We start from the raw sequence: 16,830 nt of genomic DNA, 5'->3' as shown, positions 1-16,830 counted from the left end.
GTTCCGCGCTTCGCGCGGGAGCAGATGCCTAAGTATAATCGCCAGCCGAATACTGTTTACTATTATAAATCTGAGCGACTTTCATCTCCCGACATTCCTTCCCATTCGGCATAAAACTGCTGCAGATACTGTTCCATAAATTGATGCCGCTGCTCCGCCAGTCTCTTCCCCGTTTCGGTATTCATCCTATCGCGCAACAACAGTAACTTTTCATAGAAATGATTGATAGTAGGCGCAGTATTATGCTTATAATCTTCTTTACTCCTACTCATAACAGGTGAAATATTCGGATCATAAATCGCCCTGTTTTTAAACCCGCCATAATTAAAAGCCCGCGCAATACCGATAGCACCGATAGCATCCAGTCTGTCTGCATCCTGCACCACACCCAGTTCCAGCGAATAAAATCCATTTTCATTATGACCGCCTTTGAAGGAAATATATCTTACTATATTCTCTACATGCTGAATCACGTCTGCTGGTAAACCTTGGTGCTGCATGAAGGCCACCGCTTTAGCAGGTCCTATTTCCTCATCGCCACCGTTAAATTTAGAGTCGGCAATATCATGCAAAAGCGCTCCCAACTCCACCACCATCATGTCCACCTTTTCTGATGCAGCCAACTTCCGCGCCTGCTGCCATACCCTGTAGATATGCCACCAGTCATGGCCGCCTTCTGCGTCCGCCAGGGTTTCCTTTACATAATTTACTGTCAGATTGATAATGTCCTGTCTGTATTCCATAATCGTAAAGATAGGATTTCAGGCAACAACATTTTGTTGGAGATAGTCGTTATGAAAATATGATACAGATCAAAAGAGTATATGAGGAGTATGAGGAGAAAGACGGCTATCGCATACTGGTAGACCGTTTGTGGCCACGGGGCCTTTCCAGAGAAAAGGCCCATCTGGACGAGTGGCTCAAAGATATAGCGCCCACGGATGAACTCAGAAAATGGTTCAATCATGATCCGGAGCGCTATACGGAATTCAAACAACGGTATGAAAAAGAGCTAAAGGAACATGCCGGTTTATTGGAGGAAATCCGAAAAAAAGCGGCACATCACCGGGTAACTTTATTATATGGCGCACACGATGAACAACATAATCAGGCGGTAGTACTGCTGGAAGTGCTTTCAGAAAAACATTGATCACAGTTCTTTTGTATCTGGGTTCACCAGTACATCTGTGATGTTATTCAGCTTTTTCACTTTCGCCGCAAAATCTCCTTTTAGTTTATCTCGTATAATATGTAATTTTTGTAAGACGTCATCCAGGCTGTCTGGCAGGGCTTCTTGCAGCACCTGTTTGAGCCGCTTGGCCACTGTTGGCGATTTACCATTTGTGGAAATGGCAATCTTCAGATTCCCTTTCTGTACCACCGATCCCAGGTAGAAATCACATAATTCGGGCGTATCAGCCACATTAATCAGCACTTTGCTACCTTTCGCTTTCTCCCAGACACATTGGTTTAGTTCCCTGTTATTCGTGGCTGCGATCACCAGGTCTTTTCCCAGCAGATCTCCGCAGGAAAAGGCTTTATGAATCAGGGTCACATTGGCATAACTCTTTGCCAGCCCTTCCAGTTCCGGCAAAAATGAAAGCGACACCACCGTAATCGTTGCTTCCGGGCAGTTTTGCAGCATGGCATTTACCTTTTCCATTCCTACATTACCGCCACCAACCACCAATACGTGCAGGCGATGTAACTTAAAGAATACGGGAAACAACTGATTTTCTTCCATTATACAGCGATTTTAAGTCCTTCTGCTACCCTGGATTGCAGCGCCTGGAACGCTTCATGGAAGCGCACCACTTCACCTATCACAATAATCGCAGGGTTATGTAACTGATGAGTTTCAGCAATTTTTGCCAAGTCTGCGGCATTACCTACTCCTATCTGCTGGTTAGGCAAAGTTCCATTCTGGATGATCGCAGCAGGCGTATCTCCTTTACCGCTGGCTTCGTAGATGCCTGCTATTTCCTGCAATTTGCCCATTCCCATGAGGATAACCACGGTTGTATTAGCAGCTACCGCATGTTGTAAATCGCGGGAAAGGCTGCCCGACTTTGTATTTCCGGTTATTACCCAGAAACCTTCACTTACATTTCTGGCGGTAACGGGAATCTGATTCATTCCCGGTACCGCGATCGCACTCGTTATACCAGGCACTACTTCTGTAGCAATACCAAATTGTTGTGCGAATGCAATTTCTTCTGCGCCTCTGCCGAAAACAAAAGAATCTCCACCTTTTAATCTCACTACGCTGCCATAAGTCAGCGCATATTTAACAATCATGCGGTTGATTTCTTCCTGCGGATATACATGCATACCGGCTCTCTTACCTACAAATCTGCACAGACAGTCGGCAGGTGCGTGTTCCAGGAGTTCATTATTCGACAGCGCATCGTAAAGAATCACCTTTGCATTTTGAATAGCCTTCAGGCCTTTTACCGTAATCAGTTCCGGATCGCCGGGACCGGCGCCAACGAGGGTGAGTTTCGGTTGTATATGCTGCATGTTGTTATGTTTTAGAAAGATAAAAAATGATGATTACTGTACACGGCAGTGATTAAGCTTGTACAGCAGCGGCTTTTTCTACGCGATATGCCTGTGCTTTCGCATAAAATTCTTCCGCTTGTTTGAAATAAGTACCTGCGAAAGTTTCCGTAGGCTCGTTCTCGTTAATCTGTAATACCAGCGTTCTGAAATCTTTTTCAAAGCTGAATAAACCGGTTGCCACGAAGGTTTTGTCGAAGTCGTTGATAACGCCGGTTTGTGTATTACAAGTAACGCCCTCTCCCAGCAACAGCGCTTTCGCAGCTTGTACAAACACGGAGTAAGCATGGTAAATGCCATCTGCATAAGCGCCTTGTACTAAGGCAGCAGCGCCCAGTTCCAGCTTTTCTTCCGCTTCCAGTAAGAGTGTAGCTACCAGGTCAATCACCACGCCGGCACATTCTCCTACTCCGATGGCTGTAGCAAATTGTTCTGCCTGGCCCCAGTCAACATACGCCTCGTCTGAAAGACTCGTCAGATCCGCCAAAGGTTTCAACAGTTCATAGAAATATTTCTCTCCCTGACGATCATAGTATTGATTGAATTTTTCTTCCGGCAGTGCGTTGATTTCGTAGTTATGCAAGAGAGCGCGGAGTACATCAGGGCCACGGCGACTAGGTACTTTAATAACCTTATCGGCTACACGACCTTCGCCATCTCCTACAATTCCTCCGCCCAACAGTACTTGTAATGCAGGCAATACTTTACCGCCACTTTTCAGAGAACTGCCATGGAAGCCAATACTGGCAATCCCATGCTGGCCGCAGGAATTCATACAGCCACTGATTTTTATTTTGATATCCTTATTATGAACCAGGTCCGGGAATTCAGCGGCAATCACGTTTTCCAGCGCTTCCGCAATACCGGTACTGCTGGAGATAGCCAGGTTACAAGTATCGGTACCTGGGCAGGCAGTGATATCTGCTATACTGTCGAAGCCCGGCGCCGCATAGCCTTCTGCTTCCAGTACGCTGTACACATATGGTAAGTGTTCCGGTAATATATATTTCAACAGCAGTCCTTGGTTCGCCGTAACACGCACATCGTCCGCGATTACAGGACGTAGCGCCTCTATCAGTTTGCGACTGGTCACGGAAGAAATATTTCCCAGCGTAACCTTTACATAGGCGGCGAAGTAACCCGACTGTTTCTGTTCAAAAACGTTGGTGGCCTTCCAGGTTTCAAACTGTTGCTGATTGCGGATAGTGAAGGCAGGAACTGCGCCGGTTACAGGAGGCACCGTGTTTTCATACCCATCCACATCCACTTTCACGGATTTATTTTTAACTGCTTTATATTCTTCTTTTACCAATCTGTCGAATTCTTCCCAGCCGAGTTTCTGCACCAGGAACTTCATTCTTGCTTTATGTCGACTCGCTCTTTCGCCATAGCGATCAAATACGCGTAATACATTTTCGATGTATGGGATGAGGAGATCTTCTTCCAGGAATTCGAAGGCTGTTTTTGCGAGGAAAGGTTGCGCGCCTAAACCGCCGCCTACCAATACTTTGAAGCCACGAACTGTTTTGCCGTTTATCTCTTTCACTTTAGGAATCATGCCGAAATCGTGCATGAAAGTCCATGCCGAATCTTTCTCACTGGAAGAGAATGCCATTTTTATTTTGCGGCCCATATCCTGACAGATGGGGTTCCGGAGAAAATAACGGAAAGCTGCATCTGCATATGGCGTTATATCGAATGGTTCTTCCGGATCGATACCTGCACGGTCAGAAGCAGTGATATTGCGAACGGTATTACCGCAAGCCTCACGGATGGTGATATCATCCAGTTCCAGTTTTGACCAGAGTTCAGGCGTTCTGTCGAGGCTCACAAAGTGAATCTGGATATCCTGGCGGGTGGTCAGGTGGAGATTGCCGGTAGAGTATTCGTCAGAAATATCAGCAATACGATGCCATTGCTGCAGGGTCATTTTCCCATATGGAAGCTTGATGCGTACCATTTGCACACCTTGCTGGCGCTGGCCATATACGCCGCGTGCCAGGCGCAGACTACGAAACTTTTCTTCCGGGATGTTACCTTCCCTGAAAGCGCGGATTTTTTTCTCCAGCTCAATGATATCGCGTTCTACGATGGGATTTTCGAGTTCTGTTCTGAAGCTTTGCATATAAAATATTTTCTGGTGGCAGATAGCAGATTTTAGTTCTTTTGGGGTGCTACTTTAATAAAAAAGCCCCCGGTTTATGTTCCGGAGGCTTTGTATGTTATAATCAGATTGATAATCAACTATATCATAACGCGCACGCCTCCTGGGTCATTGACATCCAACAACACGCGATAAACATCATCCCTCGTCTATTACCCATATTCCCTATAATTTTAGTAGAGTAATACAAAGATATAAGACGTCACTATCATTCCAAAACTTTTTTTCATAAAAATTGAGGGGTTGGATTAGATAAAATTCAAAAATAAAAAGGGGCGAAAAATGAGATAGTGGGCAAACGGACAAGGCCGTTAGCTGCAAATCCTTTACCCGTATGGATTACAGAAAAAGTATCTGCGATTTTGCCGCACCAGAAAGCTATGGGAGGTATAACCTATAATTATGGGTGATAACTTATTGTTATGGGTCCGGACTCGTTTGACAAGAAAAGTGATAACTTTGCGGCGCAAACAGGCAATATGATTAACACGGTAATATTTGATATGGATGGCCTGCTGGTAGACTCAGAACCACTCTGGGGATTAGCCATGCGGGAGGTCTTTAGTACAGTGGGAGTACAGTTATCCCCTGAATTGACGCATAAGACTACGGGTCTTCGTACCAAGGAAGTGGTGAGCTACTGGCATAATTACTTCAAATGGAATACGAAAAGTGCAGCGCAGGTAACAGAAGAGATTATTGACAGCGTGACTTCCAAGATTATAGCGGATGGCCGTTCAATGGAGGGGCTGCATTATATTCTGGATTTTTTCAAAGAGCGTAATTTCAAGATTGGTTTAGCATCGTCCTCGCCAAAGCGGTTGATTGATTCCGTATTAGAGCATTTGCAGATCCGGGATTATTTTCAGGCAGTAACTTCTGCTGAGTTTGAAGAATATGGGAAGCCGCATCCCGCAGTATATCTGGCCTGCGCAAAATCCTTAGGCAGCGATCCATTGGATTGTATTGCATTTGAGGATTCCGTTACCGGTATGACCGCAGCCAAAGCTGCACGTATGGTAACGGTGGTAGTACCTGAACCGCATAATCGCCAGGACCCAAGATATAAACTGGCCAACATGCAGTTGAATTCGTTGCTGGATTTCAACGATGAGAAACTGGACTGGCTACGCCAGTAGTATGAAGTTGTTTACTCGCAAAGCAGCAGAGCAGCAAAGCAGCAAAGGATTGTGTATTGTGTATAAAGCATTAAATGCTTACTTTTTGATTAGTTTTCTTGCATAAAAGCAATATATAAGATCAAACATTCAATATAATTCTTTGCTGCTTTGTTGCTTATGCTGCTTTGCGAGAAAAAATATAAGTTTATCCTCATGAAAATTGTAGACCTCTCCAAAACTATTGCCTATAACCGGCAAGACCCTTGGTTTATGCGTATCCGCATCAAGCATAAGCCTCACCGCAGCAGTAAAGGATTGATAAGATTTTTTCTCGGATTGCCAGCCCGGCTGTTTCCAAATGGATTTGAAGGATGGGCCGACGACAAGATCCTTGGCATGGGCGTACATGCCGCTACGCACATAGATGCTCCCTGGCACTACTCTCCTACTGTGGATGGGAAGCCTGCCAAAACAATTGATGAAATTCCGCTGGAATGGTGTTATGGAGAAGGGGTGGTATTGAATATGACCCACAAGCAGGATTTTGAGGAGATTACGTTGGCAGATGTGCAGGCAGACATCGCTAAAACGGGCGTAAAGATTACACCTGGCACTATTGTGCTAATTCATACGGGCAGGGATAAATATGTGGGTACGAAGGAGTATGCGATGCGGGGTACAGGTATGAGCGCGGAAGCCACCCACTGGCTGATAGATCAGGGCGTTAAAGTGATGGGGATTGATCAGTGGGGCTTTGATCTCCCGTTAAAATATATGGCACAAAATGCCAAAAAAACGGGAAAAAAGGACTATTTCTGGCAAGCGCACCTGGTGGGTCAGCAAAAGGAGTATTGTCATATGGAGCAATTGGTAAATCTGGGTGCATTACCTCCATCAGGGTTTAAGGTAAGCGTATTTCCATTGAAGATTAAAGGCGCCAGTGCAGCACCGGCAAGAGTGGTGGCTATATTTGAATAATAATATTGTAGGGAGATGCTGCGGCCGGAAAATGGCCGCAGTTTTCCCAAAGCTGCTAAAGGCTATTCAGAAAATCCATGTACAGTGGTACACTTTTTTCCATCCACTCCTTTTCCGCATTCCGCTCCATTCCATAGTACGCGAATAATGGCCTGTAATCCGCTTTCACATATTCAAAGGTGAGCTCAAAAGGACGCGTCAGTTCCTCCATCGTATACTTGTATTTACCGCTGGCACTATATTCCTCTTCATCAATCCCAACAGACATCGCTAAAGCAATTTTCTTTCCTGCCACTTTATATCCGCTGGTACTACCATATGCCCAGCCATAGGTCAGTACATCGTCCAGCCATTTCTTTAAGAATGGCGGACAATTAAACCAATAAAAAGGAAACTGAAATACAATCTTGTCGTATTGCGCTATCAACCGTTGTTCGGCTTGTACATCAATTTTCTCGTCAGGATATATAGCATATAACTCGTGTATATGGTACTTTTCCGGGTGCTTATTTAATTCTTCGATCCATCTTTTGTTGATGGATGACTGTTCTAAATTCGGGTGGATAACAATGACTAATGTTTTCATATTTTGATCTATAGGTGATAGGGCAAAATTAGGGGAGACAAGCGTCTTTTATAGGGCAGCAGCGGATTGTATGGTACTATAAAAAATGTAAGTAATGGAGATGGCGAGGTATTCACAAGGATGTGCGCCGGTGGATTTTCAATGGTAGATGGTTCCAAAGAATGGCATAAAAAAAGAGATCGCAAAAGGATTGCTCCTTTTGCGATCTCTAAATATTGATCAAGTGAAACTGATCTTACTGAGCAGATTTTTCTTCTCCGCCTTCAGATTGTTTCAGTTTTTCGCGCAGTTCAGCGAGAGCACCCAGATCACCTAAAGTAGCTTTTTCTACTTTACCCTGGATGTTTTTCACAGCTTTACGAGTTTTGTCAGCTTCAGCGCGTTTTTCTTTCACTACAGCTTCTTTCTCTTCAGCTTGTGCTTTTTCCCAAACTCTGGTGTGAGAAACCAGGATACGTTTTTCAGAGCGATCGAATTCGATGATCATGAATTCTTTCACGTCTTCAACGTTGATAGGTTTGTCATCTTCAGTTCTCAGGTGACGAGCAGGAGCGTAAGCTTCCAGACCGTACTGCAGCTGAACGGTAGCACCTTTCTCATCTTTCTTCACAACGGTACCTTCGTGTACGGAGTTGATTGGGAAGATAGTTTCGAAAGTGTTCCAAGGATCTTCTTCGATCTGTTTGTGACCGAGGCTCAGTTTACGGTTTTCTTTGTCGATACCCAGGATAACTACATCGATTTCGTTACCTACTTTGGTGTACTCAGATGGGTGGTTGAAACGTTTGATCCAGCTCAGGTCAGAGATGTGGATCATACCGCCGATACCAGTTTCCAGTTCAACGAACACGCCATAAGGAGTGATGTTTTTCACGATACCTTTGTGACGGCTTTCAACTGGGAATTTAGTTTCGATAGTAGCCCAAGGATCTTCTGTCAGTTGTTTGATAGACAGAGACATTTTGCGCTCTTCTTTGCTCAGGGTAACTACCACTGCTTCGTATTCTTCGCCTAATTTGAAGAATTCTTTAGCGTTGATAGGGGTAGAAGCCCAAGAGATTTCAGATACGTGAACCAGACCTTCAACACCTGGCATGATTTCCAGGAATGCACCGTAATCTTCGATGTTAACTACTTTACCTTTTACTTTAGCACCTTCAGTGATGGTAGCTGGTAAAGTATCCCAAGGATGAGGAGTCAGTTGTTTGTAGCCCAGGCTTATGCGACGTTTTTCGTCATCGAAGTCAAGCACAACAACGTTGATTTTCTGATCCATCTGGAGCACTTCGCTTGGGTGAGAGATACGGCCCCAGCTGATATCGGTGATATACAGCAGACCATCCAGACCACCCAGGTCGATGAATGCACCGAAGTCGGTGATATTTTTGATAGTACCTTCCAGCACCTGGCCTTTCTCCAGTTTGCTGATGATATCTACTCTTTGTTGTTCGATGTCGGACTCGATCAGTGCTTTGTGAGAAACTACGGCGTTGCGGATGGTTTCGTTTACTTTCACCACTTTGAACTCCATAGTCTTGCCAACGAACTGGTCGTAATCTGTAACTGGTTTCACATCGATCTGTGAACCTGGCAGGAAGGTTTCCATACCGTAAACGTCTACGATCAAGCCGCCTTTGGTTTTGCTGGTAACAGTACCAGTAACCACTTCGCCTGTTTTGTAAACTTCCACGATTTTTTCCCATGCACGTTTTTGACGAGCTTGTTTACGGCTCAGGTGCAGGTTACCATCGCGGTCTTCTTTTTCAACTACCAGTACTTCTACATCGTCGCCGATTTTCAGACCTGGTAAGTCACGGAATTCGTTCAGAGAGATCAGACCGTCAGATTTGAAACCGATGTTGATCACTACATCTGTGTTGGTCAGACCTACTACAGTACCATTCAACAGACTGTTCTCTTCAAATACTTTGAAAGTAGAATCGTAAGTTGCATCGTACTTTTCTTTTTCTTCTTTGCTGTAAGAAGAAACGTTACGTTTGTCTACGCTCCAATCGAAATCGTCGTGAGCAGTAGCAACAGGAGCATTTTTTGTCGCTGTTTCTACTGGAGTAGCTCCAGCAGCCTGTTGTTCAGCGTTTTGTGCGTTAGGAATGTTGTTTTCGCTCATAAAATAATTAAAGTTTTAACCCGGAATACCCGGATTCCCTTTTTAATTGGGACTGCAAAAATACGATATTTTACCCGTTCTGCCTCGCCTTTTTTCCTTTTTACAGTTGTTTTTGAATACTTTCGCTGTTCATTAACATTTTATTCTATATTTCCGATGCTGTCAACCACCGCCTTCAGGGCAACCCCGTCCCTAAAACCCATTTACCACCGCATCCTGCCAGCGCTAATTGCATGTTTATTCTTGTTAATGTGTAGTATGCAATATGTCAATGCTCAATCCAGAGATAAATACCAGTTACTATGGCGCATAGACGGTCCTGGTATAAAACAATCTTCCTACCTCTATGGTTCCATGCACCTGCGAGATTCCAGGGTATTCGAATTCAGCGATTCCGTTCTGCTGGCCTTTAAAAATGCTCAGCATTTCGCCACAGAGGTAGACATGGATTCACTCATGACCTACCTCATCAGTCCCAACAGTCCACTACAGGATACTGCCAACTACCTCCAATCGCAACTCAGCAAACAAGAATATCATTATATCGACAGCCTGGTACTGCAAAAAGCAGGCGTTCATATTAGTCAGATGCGCGTAAAAAGCTTCTGGGTAATAGAAAAATTGTTGATCGACCAGGAAGAAGCCTTAATCGCAGAAGATAAGAATACCAAAAGACAAGATATATTCCTGGATGGCTGGTTCTATGAAAAAGCGGGCATGCTGAACAAGAAACTGTTTGGCCTGGAAGCGATTACCAATCAACTGGATTACTTTAAGAATACCTTATCAGATGTAGATAAAGAAATGTTCCTGGCTGAAACCGGATATTTCAATGCCTATCCAGATAAAATGTTCGCTCCGCCTGTGGCAGATGCCTCCGTCCCTCCCCCAGTGGTAGAAACGCTGGCCCCTTCTGCCTCCAAGCTGGAAGCCCGCTACCTGGATTCCATTGTAAATCTATACTATTCAGGGGATCTCCAGCAAATCGAAGAATGGTTTAGTCATTCCATGGACCCCAAATCGGAAGAAGGCAAATTCCTGGTAAAACGTAACCAGGACATGACCGCCAGCATCATCCGGCTGGCGCCACAAGGAGGACTCTTTGCAGTCGTGGGCGTTGGTCATCTCACGGGAAAAAACAGCATACTTCAACTGCTCCGGAAAAAAGGATTTACGGTGACTCCCGTCGTTGCCACCTTTAACGGCGTCGCTAAAAAGTATAAAGAAGATTTTGATAACCTGCCCGGCTATACGTTGAACCGACTCGCAGAAGGTTATTCTGTTATAATGCCCGGCACCCCTATCAATTACCCTATTCCGGGCTCTAACAGTAAGATGTATATGAGCATTAATGAGTCGACTATGGAAGGCGCTTTTGCCTTTGCTATCGGTAATCTGGGAGCTACAGACCCGAAAACCGTCCGGCTCAATATGATAAAAGGAATGGCCACAAAAGCCGGTAGCGATCCCGCCAATCTCCAGGAGATTCAATATATGGGGCTTGCAGGAACACAGGCAGACCTCTCCGGTTTTGGCGCCGTCTATCGTGCCCGTGTGTTTGTACGCAATGGCAGAGGTTATTTGTTTATGCATACTATTACGCCTAATGACAGTGCCAAAGCCCTTCAGTTCTTTAACTCCGTCCGTTTTAACGATGTGGCAGTAACCACCACCACCTACGCGCCTCTTAAGTTAGACAGAATTGGTATCACTGTTAATTTCCCTCAGCAATATCATTCCTATAACATTAACAATGCCCTCCACATGGATAACGGGGGCCGATTTGAAGAAATTTACAATGCCAGTGACGGGGAAAAGGACATCGTTTACACCCTTAGCATCCAGCGCATGGTACCCGGATACTATTTTACAAATGATACCCTGGTCATAAATGAACTCCAAAAAGGAATCAGTCAGATCGATAGTCTGGTACAATTTAAAGAGGAGAAAATCACCCAGGAGCATGGCCTTAAAACGGTTAGTTATCGTTTGAGCAGTACGGGGCCATACAACGGAAGTTTGAAGCTTATTTTCCGGGGAAATACGCTCTATGGTTTATTAGCCAAATATAAGGGAGACAAACAACCGCCGGTTGTCAGGGAGTTCATGGAAAATTACAGCATTTCAACAATGCCTGTAACCGCATTGAATACCACATTTACAGCGGAAGACAGCTCCTTTACGGTGAAAGGTCCTGTCAATTTTGCACCTTATAATGCCACCACAAAAGAGTCTGCCTTCTATTTTTCGTACGACCCTACCAGTGAGGCATCCTATTTTATTGTGGAAAAGAAATACGGAAAATATGTATCAGCTGATCCGTATAAACTGATCCGCCAGGACTTTGTTCCTGAAGCAGATTCTGTGAACAATCAAATTCTCAGCGAAAAGCAGTACAAAGAGAATGGCCACTATGTATATGAAGTGGCTATGAAACCCCGTAATACCAACAGTATCCGTATTTTCAGAAAACTGTTTATCGCCGGGCATCATGCATACATGTTCAGTGCATTATTAACAGAAGATGCCATAAAAGCGGGTCTGGACAAGGCTTTCTTCTCCAGCGTAAAAATCGACAAGGCGCATATCGATACCATGGATATCAGGTATGATAAGAAGGCGGAACTCTTCCACGATCTAACTGCTACGGATAGCCTCACTGTTCATACAGCCATCAAATCCCTGAGAAGTATTCCGATGGATAGTACACTGTTGCGCCAGGTGTATCCATTGATATTCCATGGCCTTAAGTTAGCCGGCGATACATTTAAACTGAAATATGCTCTCTATGAATGCATGACAGCAGCTGATCGATTCAGCACCCACTATTTACCTACCAATCTGGACAAAGCTAAAAAAACGGCTCCTGGCCTGACGGCAAGTGAAAGAATCGCGGCGTTAAAACACCTCATCAAAGAAACAGACGTACTCGCTTTTCAACAGGATATCGTCAAGTGGATGTCTATGATTGATAGTGAAGAAGGCTACCAGTTATTTATGCAGTATGCGCCTATGTTGCCTAAAGACTCGTTAGGTTGGGCCCGCACTTTCGATTATAACACACCGAAAAAATTATATTTCGAAAAACACCTGCCAGACTTGATTCAGGCTGCCACTACGTCCAAAAATATGTTGGCTTATTTGTCTGTTGAACTGGCAGATAGTTTATGGAATGTTCCTCATTATGAAAAAAATGGTTTAAACAAACTAAAACCCGGACTGGTAAAACTTTATGAAGAGGAACGCGCAAAAGGGAAGACGGACGATTACCACCGTTACAGCCAGTTGTTACGCCTGATGTTTTTACTCAGTAAACCTACGCTGGCAGAAGGAAATATTCCTTTACTCAAGCGAATGCTGGCAGATACCATCGATATGAGTAAGCAACGCGGCGCTTTGGGGCTGATTAATCTTCGCCAGAAAGTTGCTGATAAGGAACTTAAAACGATCCTTGCTAATGAGGACGGACTAATATTCCTTCGTGCCCTGTCGGACTCCAAACAACTGAATACCGTTAATCATCTGCTGAATGGAGAAAAAATCGCTGCCTTGCTGCTGAAAGAATACTTTAAAGACAGCGATGGTGAAAATGAACTGGACCTGGAACTGGATAGTTTAACCCTGGTTAAACGGAAAACAATAGATACATTAGATTATTTCATATATAAATATACGGGGCGCGTTTACAATTATGAGGAAGATGCCGATACTACTGTTATGAAGAAGAAAACCGGCTATATCCTTTGCGGAGGGCAGCCGGCGAAAGGCGTCAACTGGAACCTGGACAATCCTAAGATCAAGACCATGGGGGCCAATTTGGCTATTTTTACGGATAAATTTCTGACTTCATTTATCCAGGAGGATATCGCCATCAAGGAACAGGAAGGGGAAACTGAAATAGCACCGTCGGCTCCTACGGAAGCTCCTCCGGTCATAAATTAGTGCCTTTTTAACAGAACTATCACAATATTTTTTTGTTTAATATTCTATAAAAATACTGCCGGTCATTTTTATTGTTTCTGGCAGTATTTTTTTTGAATTAGCTGCAATCAAATTCCCGGATTTTTATATTAATTTGTAGATATGAACGGGACCTCTTTTCAATCGGATATTCGTTATTGGCTCAGGCAAGGGAATACAATTAACCATCTGCTTTTCTGGAACATTATTATTTTCCTGGGACTAAATCTATTGCGCCTGGTAGATCGATTCTCGCAAAGCGGAATGTTTGATTGGGTATATAGCCAGGTAGCCCTTCACTCCAATCTCTCCATTTTCATTACGAAGCCATGGGGCTTAATTACTTATATGTTCTCCCATGTGCAGATTTTCCATATTCTCTTCAATATGCTGAACCTTTTCTGGTTCGGGAACATATTCCGGGAAATGCTCGGTAACCAGCGGGTATTGCCGGTGTACCTGATGGGCGGATTAGTAGGCGGATTGGTGTATATGGCTGCTTATTATCTCTTTGTACATAATATCGATGGCCTCATGATCGGCGCGTCCGCATCTGTTATGTGCCTGCTCGTAGCTGCTGCCACCCAGGTGCCGAACTATGAAATCGGCCTGATGTTCATCGGTTCTGTGCGACTGAAATGGCTGGCCCTCGCCCTGGTGATTATTGGCCTGATTACCATGTTTGACGGTAACTTCGGCGGTGTAATGTCCCATCTGGGAGGAGCTGCCTTTGGATTTGCTTACATCAAGCTGCTGCAAAATGGCACTGACCTTGCCCGACCGTTGATCTGGCTCTTCACGCCCAGTGAACGTAAAGCCTCCAAACCGACTGTCAAGAAGTTCAAGCCTAAAAAATCGCCGCTGAAAATAGTGAAGAAAACAGACGAAAATACCCAATCCAAACTGGATCAACTCCTCGATAAAATAAACGAAAAAGGGTATTCAAGCCTCAGCGCAGAAGAAAAAGCCTGGTTAGAAAAAGTAAGCAAGGAAAACTAGCGCGCTGGCTGTCTGGCTACGCCAAATATCCTTCATGCCGATCAATTGATTAACTTTGCCGTTAATTTATAGGCTCATCAACACATGAAAACATTCAACGTTCCGGTTATATATCGCAGTCCGCTGATCACCGCTATTAAAAACAAGCGTAAACAGCAGGACCGCATGAAAAAGGATTTTACCCCTACCGTACTGGATTTCGGTCCGCTGAAAATACTCCTGGCAAGGCATTTTGGCTTTTGCTATGGCGTAGAAAATGCGATCGAGATTGCTTTCAGAACGGTGGATGAAAACCCAGGCAAGCGCATTTTCCTCCTCAGTGAAATGATTCATAATCCACATGTAAACAACGATCTGCTCAGCAGAGGCGTACAGTTTCTCATGGATACCAGCGGCAAACAACTCGTTCCCTGGACAGAATTACAGCCGGATGATATTGTGATTGTTCCTGCTTTCGGTACCACCCTGGAAATTGAAAAACAACTGGAACAACTGGGTATAGAACCCCTGAAATACAATACTACCTGTCCTTTCGTAGAAAGAGTGTGGAATAAGGCAGAGCAGATCGGACAGAAAGATTATACTGTTATTGTGCATGGTAAGCCAAAGCATGAGGAGACACGCGCTACTTTCAGTCACAGTAAAGCCAATACTGCTACGGTGGTGGTGAAAGACATGAAAGAGGCCATCTTGTTAGGTGAATTCATCAGTGGCCAACGACCTGCTGCCGAATTTGCAACCGTTTTTGCCGGGCAGTCTTCTCCAGGATTTGATGCGACCAAAGATTTACAACGTGTAGGCGTCGTAAACCAAACTACTATGCTGGCTACCGAAACCCAGGCTATCGCAGATTACATTAAAGATGTAATGGTGGCTACTTTCGGACTGACAGAAGCTACCATCTCAGAACGCTTCGCCGATACCAGAGATACCCTCTGCTATGCGACCAACGATAATCAAAGTGCCGTTACAGGTATGCTCCTCGAACCAGCGGATCTGGCGGTGGTGGTAGGCGGCTACAACAGCTCCAACACCTCTCACCTGGTGGAACTCTGCGAAGAGAAACTACCTACCTACTTTGTGTCTGATCCGGAACAACTGGTTTCCAAATCAGCCGTACATCATTACGACTTCCATCATAAGGAAGAAAAATATACCGAAAACTTCCTGCCGGAGAAAGAACAGGTCACTATTCTACTGACAAGTGGCGCTTCTTGTCCGGATGCTTTGGTGGAAGGTGTTATCCGCAAGTTGTTGTCTTTCTATCAACTGGAACATTTAGCAGATGAATTAGCTATAGCATAAAATAACCATCTGTAAAAAACTTATAAATAGGCATATAACAAAAAAGACACCACGTAGGTGTCTTTTTTCTTTGGGGCTAATCACGCTAGTAATGCAGAGAATAAAATCTTTATATAAGGTTAATATTGAAATCGTAATACAAATCTAACTTTTCACCAAAAGGCACACAACATCCAATTATTATCCGGTAGCTAATTTGCCATAAGTGGTATGAAAACGTATAAATCTGGAATCGGCATTTCTAAGTTGCTGAATAGCTGAAGGCTAGAACTGCATTGCCTTTTTCAGGAATTCGGCTTTGCGTCTTCTGGACACTTCGACCTGCGTACCATCGCTCATCAGTGCGAAACCGCCTTCACCCTGGATGTAGGACTGCATCTGCTGCAGGTTAATCAGATGGGAATTATGCACGCGGAAGAAATCCACGTCTGTCAGTAATTCTTCAAACTCTTTCAATGGCCGGGAAACCATCAGGTTTTTCTTATCGGTGAAGAATATCTTGGTATAGTTGCCGGTAGATTCACACCTGACGATATTCTGTACTGGCATAAACACTAAACCGTTGATCGTTGGTAAAGCGATTTTCTTATGTGTTTGTTGGAGCGTTTTCATGTTTTGCAGGAAAACCTCCAGGGGAGAAACAGACTGATCTTTTGATGTGTTCAGTTGCTTTTCCCGGAATTTCTCCAGGGCATCCTGGAGTTCCTTTACACTGAATGGCTTCAGTAGATAATCCAATGCATTGAACTTGATTGCTTTGAGGGCATATTGTTCATAGGCAGTGGTAAAAATAACGTCGAAGGTTACTTTCTCATATTGACGCAACAGTTCAAAACCGTTCTGGTGAGGCATTTCCACATCCAGGAATACCAGATCGGGCTGGAGTTCATCGATTAATTCACGGCCTTCTCTTACACTGTTGGCCGCGCCAATCACTTGTACACCCGGACATTTCTTCAGCAGCATTGTTTGGAGTGCGTCTATACAGTGTTGCTCATCATCTACGATAATGGCTTTTATGTCAGTCATT

At 44.4% G+C, this 16,830-nt stretch carries 13 protein-coding genes; 6 read left to right on the top strand and 7 right to left on the bottom strand.

Features of this window, described 5'->3' with window-relative positions; genetic code table 11:
* Positions 1-62: 62 nt before the first annotated feature.
* Positions 63-743 (bottom strand): HD domain-containing protein, encoded by a 681-nt coding sequence (locus tag CLV59_RS10030; protein WP_111591899.1) that lies wholly within the window; start codon positions 741-743, stop codon positions 63-65.
* A 59-nt stretch (positions 744-802) separates the two neighbouring features.
* Between CLV59_RS10030 and CLV59_RS10025 the strand changes: the two genes are divergently transcribed.
* Entirely contained in the window at positions 803-1,150 is a 348-nt protein-coding gene (locus CLV59_RS10025) for a DUF488 domain-containing protein (RefSeq protein ID WP_111591898.1), read from the top strand.
* Here the strand turns inward: CLV59_RS10025 and CLV59_RS10020 are convergent, their stop codons facing one another.
* Genes CLV59_RS10020 through CLV59_RS10010 form a run of 3 tightly spaced genes read right to left on the bottom strand, consistent with a single transcriptional unit; the run spans position 1,151 to position 4,684 of the window.
* Positions 1,151-1,744: a precorrin-2 dehydrogenase/sirohydrochlorin ferrochelatase family protein gene (locus tag CLV59_RS10020; protein ID WP_111591897.1), complete on the bottom strand. Its 594-nt coding sequence runs from the start codon at positions 1,742-1,744 to the stop codon at positions 1,151-1,153.
* The gene (cobA, locus tag CLV59_RS10015) at positions 1,744-2,520 is read right to left on the bottom strand and encodes a uroporphyrinogen-III C-methyltransferase (RefSeq protein WP_111591896.1); all 777 of its coding nucleotides are present in this window, start codon (positions 2,518-2,520) and stop codon (positions 1,744-1,746) included. The genes CLV59_RS10020 and cobA overlap by 1 nt, the downstream gene beginning before the upstream one ends.
* Before the next feature lie 52 nt (positions 2,521-2,572).
* On the bottom strand, positions 2,573-4,684 hold the full coding sequence (locus tag CLV59_RS10010; protein ID WP_111591895.1) for a HEPN domain-containing protein: 2,112 nt from the start codon (positions 4,682-4,684) through the stop codon (positions 2,573-2,575).
* Between the two features lie 461 nt (positions 4,685-5,145).
* Here CLV59_RS10010 and hxpB point away from each other — a divergent pair, with 461 nt between their 5' ends.
* Positions 5,146-5,862, top strand: coding sequence for a hexitol phosphatase HxpB (hxpB, locus tag CLV59_RS10005; RefSeq protein WP_211323788.1), 717 nt, complete (start codon positions 5,146-5,148; stop codon positions 5,860-5,862).
* Between the two features lie 195 nt (positions 5,863-6,057).
* A complete protein-coding gene (locus CLV59_RS10000; RefSeq protein ID WP_111592327.1) occupies positions 6,058-6,822 on the top strand; it encodes a cyclase family protein in 765 nt (254 codons plus the stop codon).
* Between the two features lie 55 nt (positions 6,823-6,877).
* Here the strand turns inward: CLV59_RS10000 and CLV59_RS09995 are convergent, their stop codons facing one another.
* Positions 6,878-7,408, bottom strand: coding sequence for an NAD(P)H-dependent oxidoreductase (locus tag CLV59_RS09995; protein WP_111591894.1), 531 nt, complete (start codon positions 7,406-7,408; stop codon positions 6,878-6,880).
* Positions 7,409-7,643: 235 nt separating this feature from the next.
* Positions 7,644-9,536: a 30S ribosomal protein S1 gene (gene rpsA, locus CLV59_RS09990; RefSeq protein ID WP_111591893.1), complete on the bottom strand. Its 1,893-nt coding sequence runs from the start codon at positions 9,534-9,536 to the stop codon at positions 7,644-7,646.
* Between the two features lie 258 nt (positions 9,537-9,794).
* On the opposite strand from rpsA, the gene CLV59_RS09985 reads away from it, so the two are divergent.
* The 3 genes from CLV59_RS09985 (at position 9,795) to CLV59_RS09975 (ending at position 15,800) form a co-directional block, all read left to right on the top strand.
* Positions 9,795-13,478 carry a TraB/GumN family protein gene (locus CLV59_RS09985; RefSeq protein ID WP_170137702.1) on the top strand — a complete coding sequence of 1,228 codons (3,684 nt, stop codon included), beginning with the start codon at positions 9,795-9,797 and terminating at the stop codon, positions 13,476-13,478.
* Positions 13,479-13,619: 141 nt separating this feature from the next.
* Complete coding sequence (locus tag CLV59_RS09980; protein WP_111591891.1) at positions 13,620-14,495, top strand: rhomboid family intramembrane serine protease; 876 nt, start codon at positions 13,620-13,622, stop codon at positions 14,493-14,495.
* An 84-nt stretch (positions 14,496-14,579) separates the two neighbouring features.
* Positions 14,580-15,800, top strand: a complete 1,221-nt coding sequence (locus CLV59_RS09975) for a 4-hydroxy-3-methylbut-2-enyl diphosphate reductase (RefSeq protein ID WP_111591890.1) — start codon at positions 14,580-14,582, stop codon at positions 15,798-15,800.
* A 264-nt stretch (positions 15,801-16,064) separates the two neighbouring features.
* Here CLV59_RS09975 and CLV59_RS09970 read toward each other — a convergent pair whose 3' ends face one another.
* Entirely contained in the window at positions 16,065-16,829 is a 765-nt protein-coding gene (locus CLV59_RS09970; protein ID WP_111591889.1) for a LytR/AlgR family response regulator transcription factor, read from the bottom strand.
* Between the last annotated feature and the right edge of the window lies 1 nt (position 16,830).

Origin of the sequence: Chitinophaga dinghuensis (assembly GCF_003259435.1) — a bacterium.
Taxonomy (GTDB): Bacteria; Bacteroidota; Bacteroidia; order Chitinophagales; family Chitinophagaceae; genus Chitinophaga; species Chitinophaga dinghuensis.
This window is presented reverse-complemented; position numbering and strand designations above follow the sequence as displayed.